11 protein-coding genes and 1 pseudogene are annotated in these 9995 nt (G+C 72.6%); 2 read left to right on the top strand and 10 right to left on the bottom strand.

All coding sequences use genetic code 11. From position 1 onward, the window contains the following. Together EYQ95_RS25150 and EYQ95_RS25145 are read left to right on the top strand one after the other, a co-directional pair. Positions 1–95 (top strand): annotated as a pseudogene (locus EYQ95_RS25150) (IS5/IS1182 family transposase); the annotation flags it as partial. A 23-nt stretch (positions 96–118) separates the two neighbouring features. Next, positions 119–337: a hypothetical protein gene (locus EYQ95_RS25145; RefSeq protein ID WP_132331786.1), complete on the top strand. Its 219-nt coding sequence runs from the start codon at positions 119–121 to the stop codon at positions 335–337. A 34-nt stretch (positions 338–371) separates the two neighbouring features. On the opposite strand, the gene EYQ95_RS25140 is transcribed toward EYQ95_RS25145, so the two are convergent. The 10 genes from EYQ95_RS25140 to EYQ95_RS26500 form a co-directional block, all read right to left on the bottom strand. Next, the gene (locus EYQ95_RS25140) at positions 372–1025 is read right to left on the bottom strand and encodes a bifunctional 4-hydroxy-2-oxoglutarate aldolase/2-dehydro-3-deoxy-phosphogluconate aldolase (RefSeq protein WP_132331785.1); all 654 of its coding nucleotides are present in this window, start codon (positions 1023–1025) and stop codon (positions 372–374) included. After that, a complete protein-coding gene (gene glk / locus EYQ95_RS25135; RefSeq protein WP_132331784.1) occupies positions 1022–2005 on the bottom strand; it encodes a glucokinase in 984 nt (327 codons plus the stop codon). The genes EYQ95_RS25140 and glk overlap by 4 nt, the downstream gene beginning before the upstream one ends. Next, on the bottom strand, positions 2002–3837 hold the full coding sequence (gene edd, locus EYQ95_RS25130; protein ID WP_132331783.1) for a phosphogluconate dehydratase: 1836 nt from the start codon (positions 3835–3837) through the stop codon (positions 2002–2004). The genes glk and edd overlap by 4 nt, the downstream gene beginning before the upstream one ends. Continuing rightward, positions 3838–4545, bottom strand: a complete 708-nt coding sequence (gene pgl / locus EYQ95_RS25125; RefSeq protein ID WP_132331780.1) for a 6-phosphogluconolactonase — start codon at positions 4543–4545, stop codon at positions 3838–3840. Positions 4546–4548: 3 nt separating this feature from the next. Beyond that, on the bottom strand, positions 4549–6009 hold the full coding sequence (gene zwf / locus EYQ95_RS25120) for a glucose-6-phosphate dehydrogenase (RefSeq protein ID WP_132331777.1): 1461 nt from the start codon (positions 6007–6009) through the stop codon (positions 4549–4551). 192 nt (positions 6010–6201) lie between these two features. Further along, on the bottom strand, positions 6202–6939 hold the full coding sequence (ung, locus tag EYQ95_RS25115) for a uracil-DNA glycosylase (protein WP_132331774.1): 738 nt from the start codon (positions 6937–6939) through the stop codon (positions 6202–6204). 82 nt (positions 6940–7021) lie between these two features. Then, entirely contained in the window at positions 7022–7864 is an 843-nt protein-coding gene (locus tag EYQ95_RS25110) for a response regulator (protein ID WP_132331772.1), read from the bottom strand. 7 nt (positions 7865–7871) lie between these two features. Continuing rightward, on the bottom strand, positions 7872–8828 hold the full coding sequence (gene ftsX / locus EYQ95_RS25105) for a permease-like cell division protein FtsX (protein ID WP_132331770.1): 957 nt from the start codon (positions 8826–8828) through the stop codon (positions 7872–7874). Continuing rightward, entirely contained in the window at positions 8825–9508 is a 684-nt protein-coding gene (ftsE, locus tag EYQ95_RS25100) for a cell division ATP-binding protein FtsE (RefSeq protein WP_132331768.1), read from the bottom strand. The genes ftsX and ftsE overlap by 4 nt, the downstream gene beginning before the upstream one ends. Before the next feature lie 258 nt (positions 9509–9766). After that, positions 9767–9995, bottom strand: a 229-nt coding sequence (locus tag EYQ95_RS26500; protein WP_207916668.1) for a hypothetical protein, incomplete at its 5' end; no start/stop codon positions are given.

The following is a 9995-nucleotide window of genomic DNA, read 5'->3' as shown; positions in this document are numbered from 1 at the left end:
AAGGGTTCCGCCGCATCTTCAGCCGCTTCGACAAGCTCGACGTCATGTTCGCGGCCTTCATCCACTTCGCACTGATCGTCGAATCGTTGCGATAGTGTTAACAGGCCCTAGGGCGCCAATGCGCGCGCGGTGCGCTGGGCGCTGGGCGCTGGTCTTCGGCAGCCTGCTGTATGCCTTCTTCACCTTCGGCTGGCCACCGTTGGCCGCACGCGGCCTGCTGGCGCCGCCGCCGCACTACATCCACCTGATGTTCGTGACGCTGCTGCTCACCGTCGCCTTCGCGCTTGCCGCGAGCCGCCTCATGGCAGTGCCGCGCGCGGCGGCCGACGCGGCATGACGCGCCGCGCGGTCTGCGTCAATGCGCCATGCGGTCAGCCCGTGCGCAGCGACGCCGCCTCGCGCGCAAGCGCACCAATGCGCGCCCAGTCGCGCGCGGCCAGCGCATCCGCCGGCACCATCCAGGAGCCGCCCACGGTCATCACGTTGCGCAGCGCGAGGTAGCCCGGCGCCCTGGCGGCGTCGATGCCGCCGGTCGGGCAGAAGCGCACGTCCGCGAACGGCCCGGCCAAGCCCCTGAGCGCCACGATGCCTCCCGCGGCCTCGGCCGGGAAGAACTTGAATCGCCGATAGCCCTGCTCCATGCCGGCCATCAGTTCGCTGGCGGTGGCGATCGCCGGGACGAAGGCGAGCGCGGTGAGTTCGGCCGCCTCGTAGAGCCTGGCGGTGGCGCCGGGGGCGATCGCGAACACCGCGCCGGTGTCCTCCACGGCGCGGAAGTCCTCCGCACGCAGGACCGTGCCGGCGCCGACCACCGCCCCGGGCACCTCGCGCACGATCGCCGCCATCGCGTCCAGCGCGCACGGCGTGCGCAGCGTGACCTCGAGTACCGGCAGGCCGGCGTCGACGAGGCTGCGCGCCAGCGGGACGGCGTCCTCCACGCGCTCGATGGCCAGCACCGGCAGCACCGGCGCCTGCGAAAGGATCGAATCCACGCGCGCCGCGCGGGTCTCCGGCGTCCAGATCATGGCGACGACTCCAGCTCCGAGCGCAGCGCGACCGCCGCGCCCAGCAGGCCCGGCTGCGGATGGGTGATGACGTGGATGGCCACGTTCTCGAGATAGGCGGCAAAGCGCCCCTTGGCGAGGAAACGCTCGCGGAAGGCGCTCGAGCGCAGGAAGGGCACGAAGCGCGGCACGATGCCGCCCGCGATCATCACGCTGCGTGCGCCGTGCATGAGCGCGGCGTCGCCGCAGACGCCGCCCAGGATCGCGCAGAAGCGGGCGAGCGCCCGCCGCGCGGCAACATCGTGGCCTTCCAGCGCCAGCGCGACCACGTCCGCCGGATCGCGCAGCATGGGCGCGACGCCCGCGGGCCGGTCCGGCTGCCGGATCACCGCGTCGATCTGCGCCAGCCCGGTGCCGCAGAGCACGCGTTCGTTGGACGTGCGCCCGTGCAGCGAATCCAGCCAGCGTGCGATCAGGCGCTCTTCCTCGACCACGGGCGCGAACGTCGCATGCCCGCCTTCGGTTTCCACGACCTGCCAGCCGCGCGCCGCGCCGCCCACCAGCAGCGCGACGCCCAGGCCGGTGCCCGGCCCGATCACGGTGACCGGCGGCGCGAGCGGCAGCGTCGCCGGCCCATGCAGATGCACGGCGTCGCCGGCCTGCAGCGCGGGCACCGCCCAGGCCACGGCGCCGAAGTCGTTGAGCATGAGCAGGCGCTGCAGGCCCAGCGCACGCTCGAGCTCGCGTCGCGAGAAGGACCAGGCGCGGTTGGTCAGGCGGATCTCGTCGGTGCCGACCGGGCAGGCCACCGCGATCGCCGCATGCGCCGGGCGCAGGCCGACGAGCCGGAAGTAGTGCTCGGCCGCGTGCTGCAGGCTGGCGTATTCGGCGGCGGGCAGCGACTGCACGTGATGCAGCTGCGGCGTCACGCCATCCAGGTCGGTCAATGCGAAGCGCGCGTTGGTGCCGCCGATGTCGGCGACCAGCAGCGGCTGGCTCATGCGCCAAGCTCCCGGTCGCTCGCGTCGAGCAGCGCGCAGGCGCCTTCCTCCGCGCTGCCCACCTGCGCGCGCATGAGCGCGAACAGTTCGCGGCCCATGCCGGTGCGGCTGGCCGCCAGGTTCGGCAGGTGCGGCTCGCGCGCGGCCCACTCGCCCGAATCCACGAGCACATCCATCGCGCCGGCATCGGAATCAATGCGGATCATGTCGCCGGCGCGCAGACGCGCGATCGGCCCGCCGTCGGCCGCTTCCGGCGTGAGGTGGATCGCGGCCAGCACGGTCCCGGACGCGCCGGACATGCGCCCGTCGGTCAGCAGCGCGACCTTCTGCCCGCGCTCCTGCAGCACCGAAAGCGTGGGCGTGAGCTTGTGCAGCTCCGGCATGCCGTTGGCCTTCGGCCCCTGCCCGCGCACCACCGCCACGAAATCGCCTTCGAGCAGCCCCGCGCGGAACGCATCGAGCAGCGCTTCCTGCGTTTCGAAGATGCGCGCGGGCGCGGTGATGCGGCGGCGCTCGGGGGCGACGGCGGAGATCTTGACGATCGCGCGGCCCAGGTTGCCCTGCAGGCGGCGCAGCCCGCCCTCGGCGTCGAAGGGCTCGGCCAGCGGACGAACGATGGACGGATCGCGCGTGGCGGCCGGCGGATCGCGCCAGCGCAGCGTCGTGCCGTCGAGCCAGGGCTGCCGGGCCTGGTCGCGCAGCCTGCCGCCGTGCACGGCGGGAATGTCGTGCAGCAGCCCGCCGTCGAGCAGCTCGCGGATGACGAACGCGAGGCCGCCGGCGCCCTCGAACTGGTTCACGTCCGCACTGCCGTTGGGGTAGATGCGTGCGAGCAGCGGCGCGGCGCGCGAGAGCTCGTCGAGGTCGTCCCAGTCGATGCGCAGCCCGGCCGCGCGCGCGATCGCGACCAGGTGGATCGCATGGTTGGTGGAGCCGCCGGTGGCCGCGAGGCCGACCATCGCGTTGACGATCGCGCGCTCGTCGACCTGCCGCGCCAGCGGCGCGTATGCATCGCCCAGCGCGGTGATGCGCAGCACGCGCTCGGCCGCGGCCACGGTGAGCGCATCGCGCAGGGCGGTGTTCGGGTTGACGAAGGCGGTGCCGGGCATGTGCAGGCCCATCACCTCCATCAGCATCTGGTTGGAGTTCGCCGTGCCGTAGAACGTGCAGGTGCCCGGCGAGTGGTAGCTCGCGGCCTCCGCGTCGAGCAGCTCCTCATCAGACGCCAGCCCCTGCGCATGGCGCTGGCGCACCGCGGCCTTCTCCTTGTTCGGAATGCCCGAGGGCATCGGGCCGGCCGGCACGAGGATGCACGGCAGGTGGCCGAAGGACAGCGCGCCGATCAGCAGCCCCGGCACGATCTTGTCGCAGATGCCCAGCAGCAGCATGCCGTCGAACATGTCGTGGCTGAGCGCGACGGCGGTCGACAGGGCCACCGCGTCGCGCGAGAACAGCGACAGCTCCATCCCGAAGCGCCCCTGGGTCACGCCGTCGCACATCGCGGGCACGCCGCCGGCGACCTGCGCGCTGCCGCCGTTGGCCCGCGCGATGGCGCGGATCAGCGCGGGGTACTGCTCGAACGGCTGGTGCGCCGAGAGCATGTCGTTGTAGCTGGTGACGATGGCGATGTTGGCGCCGGTCCTGCCGCGCAGGAAGGGCTTGTCGGGGCCGGTCGCGGCGAAACCGTGCGCGAGGTTGCCGCACCCCAGCGCGGTGCGCGCCGGGCCGTCCCTGCGCATCGACTCCATCCGCGCCAGGTACGCGGCGCGCGGGATCGCGCTGCGCTCGGCGATGCGCGCGGTGACGCGTTCGATGACGGGATGCAGCGGCATCTACGGGCTCCAGTGGACGTGGACGCGTGCGCCGGGCGCATGCAGGATCGCGGCGACCGGCCGGCGCACCGGGTCGGGCGATGCGTACGCCTGCTCGAGCACCGCGCGCTTGGCCTGCCCGGTGACCACCAGGTGCAGCGCGCGGCTTCGCAGCAGCCGGGCGGCGGTCAGCGAGATGCGCGGGAACGGCGCTTCGGGAGGAAGCGGATCGGGATCAATGCGCAGGGCCTCGAGCGTGCAGGCCGGGTCCAGCGCGGTCGCCAGCTGCTGCGCGTTCGGAAACAGCGAGGCGGTGTGCGCATCGCTGCCCATGCCGAGCACGGTGACGTCGAAAGGCGTGTCGCGGTATGCGCCCAGCATGGCGCGCGCATGCGCCTCGGAGAGGTCGGCATCGCCGTCCGGCGTCGTCAGCGACTGGATACCGATACCCGGCGCCGCCGCGAAGAGTTCTCGCAGTTCGCGGACGTTGGACGCCGCATGGTCATGGGGCACGCAGCGGTCGTCGCCCGGCATCAGCGTCACGCGTGGCCATGGCAGCGGCTGCAGCGCGAGCTCGCGGTAGGCGGGCAGCGGCGTGCGCCCGCCTGCCAGCGACAGCAGCGCCGACCCGCGCAGCCCGACCGCCTCCCGCGTGGCATGCACGAGCTCGGCCGCGAGCGCCCCGGCAAGCGCGCCGGCGTTGGGGTAGCTGTGCTCGACCCAGGCCATGCCCTACTCCCGCCAGCTGTGCCCGTGGCGCTCGGCCAGCGTCACCGTGCTGCCCGGGCCCCAGGTGCCCGCGGGATACGGTTTCGGCGCCAGGCCCTGCGCGCGCCAGCCGTCGTGGATCGCATCGACCCACTGCCAGGCGGCCTCGGTCTCGTCGCGGCGGACGAACAGCGTCCCATTGCCTTCGATCGCGTCCAGGTACAGGCGCTCGTAGGCGAGCCGGCGGCGATGCGTGGCGAATTCCTCGTGCATGTCCAGGTCCAGCGCCACGCGCGAGAGCTGCACGCCGCCGCGGTCCAGGCCCGGGGTCTTGCTCATCAGCTGCAGCTCGATGCGCTCTTCCGGCTGCAGGCGGATCACCAGCGCATTGGGCTCCACGCGCGCGCCGGGGAAGATCGAATGCGGCACGCCGCGCAGCTGCAGGTAGATCTCGGTCCAGCGCCGCGGCATGCGCTTGCCGGTGCGCAGGTAGAACGGCACGCGCGCCCAGCGCCAGTTGTCGATGTGCGCGCGGATCGCCACGAACGTTTCGGTGCGGCTGGCGCGGCCGAGTTCGTCGAGGTAGCCGGGCACCGCGCGGCCGTCGATCGCGCCCGCGGCGTACTGGCCAGCCACCGTCTCCTGCGCGACCTCGTTGCGGCCGATCGGCCGCAGCGAGCGCAGCACCTTGACCTTCTCGTTGCGCACGGCCGAGGGATCGAACTGCGAAGGCGGTTCCATCGCGGTCAGGCACAGCAGCTGCAGCAGGTGGTTCTGCAGCATGTCGCGCATGGCACCGTAGTCGTCGTAGTAGTCGCCGCGGCCCTCCACGCCGACCGTCTCGGCCACGGTGATCTGCACCTGCTCGATGTGGCGTGCGTTCCAGATCGGCTCGAAGAGCGCATTGCCGAAGCGCAGCGCGAGCAGGTTCTGCACGCCTTCCTTGCCGAGGTAATGGTCGACGCGGTAGATGCGCGCCTCCTCGAACACCTGCGCCACGCCGTCGTTGATGGCGTCGGCGCTGGCGAGGTCGTGGCCGATCGGCTTTTCCAGCATCACGCGCGTGCCGGGCCCGGCGAGCCCCTGCGCGTCGAGCATGGTGCAGATGCCGCCGTACAGCCGCGGCGCGGTGGACAGGTGGTAGACCACGTCGCCGCCGCCGCGCAGCGCGCGCACGCGCTCGGCCAGGCACCCGAACGAGGCGGCGTCGCCCAGCGCGGCGGGTACGTAGTCGAGGCGATCGAGCAGGCCGCGCAGCGCCGCCTCGTCGCGATCGGCCACGGGCATGAAGCGTTCGATGGCCTGCGCGGTGGCATCGCGGAAGCTGGCCGCGTCGATCTCGCTGCGTGCCGTGCCGAGGATGCGCAGGCCGGGCGGCAGCAGGCCGTCGCGCTGCAGGGCCAGCAGCGAGGGCAGGAGCATGCGCTGCGCGAGGTCGCCGGTGGCGCCGAAGATCGTTAGCAGCGAGGCGGGCGTGGGGCTCATGGCGGCTCGGATCGACTGGACGTCGAAGCGTACGGCGCGCGGGATGAAGATACCGCTGCATACGATTGCAGCCGCTTGGCAGTGACGTCCGCCGGCAGTCGCCGGGGTTCAGAAGCGATGTTCAGCCACGGATCGACACGGAGACACGCGGATTGGTTGCGTCGCTGCCGCAATAGCGCGCCCCATCCGTATTCATCCGTGTCGATCCGTGGCTCGAACCTTTTCCTCGGATCCCAGCCGATCGGCAGGAGGCAACGTCCAGTCCACGGGCGATGCCCCGCGCCTTGCGAGGTACTCGTTCGCCTGGGAGAAATGCCGGCAGCCGATGAAGCCGCGATGGGCCGACAGGGGCGAGGGATGCGGCGCCTTGAGCACGCGGTGGCGGCGCGGGTCGATGCGCTTGCCCTTGGCCTGCGCGTAGCTGCCCCAGAGCAGGAACACGAGGCCTTCGCGCTGGTTGGCCAGCACGTCCACCACGTGGTCGGTGAAGCCTTCCCAGCCCTTGCCCTGGTGCGAGCCTGCGCGCCCGGCCTCCACCGTCAGTACGGCATTGAGCAGGAGGACGCCACGCGCGGCCCAGGGCAGCAGGCAGCCGTGATCGGCGCGCGGGATGCCGAGGTCGCGCTGCAGCTCGGCATAGATGTTGAGCAGCGAAGGCGGCACCGGCACGCCGGGGCGGACCGAGAAGGCGAGCCCGTGGGCCTGGCCCGGGCCGTGATAGGGATCCTGGCCGAGGACCACCACCTTCACCGCGTCGAAAGGCGTGGCGTCGAAGGCGGCGAAGATCTCGCGCGCCGGCGGATACACCGGCACGCCGGCGGCACGACGTTCGCGCAGGAAGGCGGCGAGGGCCTGCATGTCCTCGCGCAGCAGGTACTCGCCGACGCGGGCCTTCCAGGAGGCTTCCAGCCGGATGCGATCGTCAGTCATGCGGCGATGGTCGCAGATGGCGGCGGCGCAGTGTGCGCATTCGCCACTGCGCAGCGGGTTCCGCCGCGAGCCGGCTACGGGATCAGGAGGCCACCGCGCCGCGCTCGGGCAGGCGCGCCAGCCGCAGCTGGAACAGCGTCTTGGTCACCAGCAGGCGCTCCTCGATGGGCTTGAGCACCAGGTCATTCGCACCCGCCCGCAGCAGCTCGCTCTGGTTGTCGGGATTGGCGTCGCCGGTCATCACCAGCACCGGCAGGCGGCGCTTGCCGTAGCCGAAATGCACGCGCAGGCGCCCGAGGAGGTCGTGGCCCGACAGCTCGCCCTTGAGGTAGACGTCGGTGAGCACCAGGTCCGCCCCGACGTCGTCCTGCCCGCGGTGCTGCTCCAGGTACTCCAGCGCCTCCTCGACGCCGATGAAGTGCAGCACCTTCAGCCCATGCTTTTCCAGCATGCGCTTGGTCGCCAGCGCGACGACCTTGCTGTCCTCCACGTACAGCACGCGCGCACCGGCGATCGGTTCGGGATGCACGTAGCCGCGGATGAAGGTGGCGAGCGCGGCCTGTCCCAGCGACTTGTCGAAGTAGTCGGTGACGTCCTCGGTGAACAGCCGCGATTCGAGGTGTTCCTGCGCATTGCCCGAGATCACGATCACCGGCACGTACTTCTGGCCGGAGGCCGCGCGGACCGTGCGCGCCAGCGCCAGGCCGTCGCCGTCGGGCAGCGTGAGCGCGGTGGTGACGAGGTCGACCGCACCGGCCTCCAGCGCCTGCCGTGCCTGCGCGATGCCGTCGCAGGCCACGATCTCCACGCCCGGCACCTCGCGCGCGAGCACGTCGATGATGAGCTTGCGCACCAGCTTCGACCCGTCGACCACCATGATGCGCGCGGCATCGGCGGACAGGTGGCGCAGCTCGGGGCTTTCCATGCTCACATCATCGGCCGGTGGAGCGGGTCTGGCGGAGATAGTGACCGGCCACCAGCCCCGCGCCAAGCCAGCCGATCACCCCGGCGCCCAGAACTGCGACGGCTGCCCGCATCGCATCAAAGCCCTGCAGGCGGAATGCGCTGCCGTAGCTGCGTGCGAGCTCGGCCACCGGCTCGCGCAGCGCGAGGTCGGCCGCGGTCAGCAGGCCCAGTGCGAGCGCGCCGGCGAGCAGGCCGTAGCAGGCGCCGAGGTAGAGGAACGGGCGACGGATGAAGCCATCGGTCGCGCCGAGCAGTTGCAGCACGTCGATCTCCTCGCGCCGCGACTGGATGTCCAGCCGCACGGTATTGCCGACGACGAGCAGCGCCCCCAGCCCCAGCATGGCGGCCAGTACCCAGGCGATGCGCTGGCCCAGCGTGAGCCAGCGCGCCAGGCGCTGCCGCCACGCCGCGTCGTGCTGCACCGCATCCACGCCGGGCAGCCCTTCCAGCGATGCCGCCAGCGCCGCATCGTCGCCGCGCGGCGTCACCCGCAGCAGGTGCGGCAGCGGGTTCTCCCCCAGCGCATCCGCGGCCTCGGCCAGCCCGCCGTGGCGACGCAGCTCGGCCAGGCCCTCGTCGGCACTGCGCACGTCCACGCCGGCCACGTCGGCACGCGCACGCAACTGCCCGGCGAGCGCCTGCGCGCGCTCGAGCGGCTGCCCGGGCACGAGGTAGACGCTCACCTGGCGCGAGGCCTGCACGTCGCCGGTGAACTGCGACAGGTTCTCCAGCACCGCCCAGAGCCCGAGCGGCAGCGCGAGCGCGATGGCCATGACGCCGACGGTGAGCCCGGTCGCCCAGGGCTTGCGCGCCATGCGTCCAAGGCTGGCCACGAGGCTGAAGACGTGGTGGTCGAGCCAGCTGCCCAGCCGCGAGCGCGTGCGCGGCGGCCGGGCGGCGCGCGTCCGGGCCGGCGTGCTCATGCCGCCACCTCCTCGCCCGCGATGTCGTCGGCCAGGCGCCCTTCGTGCAGCACCAGCACGCGCTTGCGCATGCGGCGCACCAGCGCGAGGTCGTGGCTGGCCACCATCACCGTGGTGCCGCGCGCGGTCAGCGACTCAAGCAGGGTCATGATCTCGGTGGACAGCGCGGGGTCGAGGTTGCCCGTGGGCTCGTCGGCCACCAGCAGCGCCGGCTCGGCCACCACCGCGCGGGCGATGCCCACGCGCTGCTGTTCGCCGGCCGAAAGCTGCGAGGGCAGCGCGCGCTCGCGGTCGGCCAGCCCGACCTTCTCCAGCGTGGAACGCACGCGCTTGGCGATCTCCGCCCGGTGCATGCCGCGCAGCAGCAGCGGCAGGCCCACGTTGTCCGCCACGTTGCGGTCGCCCAGCAGGCGATGGTCCTGGAACACCACGCCCAGCTCGCGGCGGTGCAGCGCCACGCGGCGGCCGCGCACCTTGGCCAGGTTGCGCTCCCTGAACACCACGGTGCCGCGCGAGGGACGCTCGGTGAGGTGGACCAGGCGCAGCAGCGTGCTCTTGCCGGCGCCGGAGTGGCCGGTAACGAACAGCATCTCGCCGGCGTCGACGGAGAAGCTCACGTCGGCCAGCGCGATGCGCCCGCCATAGGTCTTGGCGACGTTGTCGAAACGCAGGACGGTCATGCGAGGCAGTATCGCAGATGGTCCACCTGCGCCCGACGCGCGACTGCAGGCCACGTGCCGGGTCGCCGACTGCCGGGTCACGTGGAGTCGCCCTTGCACGGGTCCATCGGCCTGGCGCCATTCGCCGCGACCGATCCATCGCGCGTGGCCCGCACCGCGCGGCGCGCCGGGCTGGAACGGGCGGCGCCCTGGCCTGTCGCGGAGCCGGATACGACGACGCCGCCCGCAGGCGGCGTCGCAAGCACGGCCAACCGCGCCTCAGTGCTGGCTGCGCGGGGCCCGCGTGATCAGCGACTTCAGTCCCCGCGCGACGCGATGCAGCAGGCCGGGCCGGGCCGGTGCGGCCTGGGTCGCTTCGAGCTCGGCCTTCGCGCGCGGCGAGGTCGGCTGCGTGCGCGGAGCGCGGGTCTCGGCACGCGGCGCGCGCTTGCCGTCGGCGCCGGCCGGCTGCGTCGCGGCGGCCTCGGGCTGCGCCGCCCCGTCGACC

This window comes from Lysobacter sp. N42, from assembly GCF_004344885.1.
This window is presented reverse-complemented; position numbering and strand designations above follow the sequence as displayed.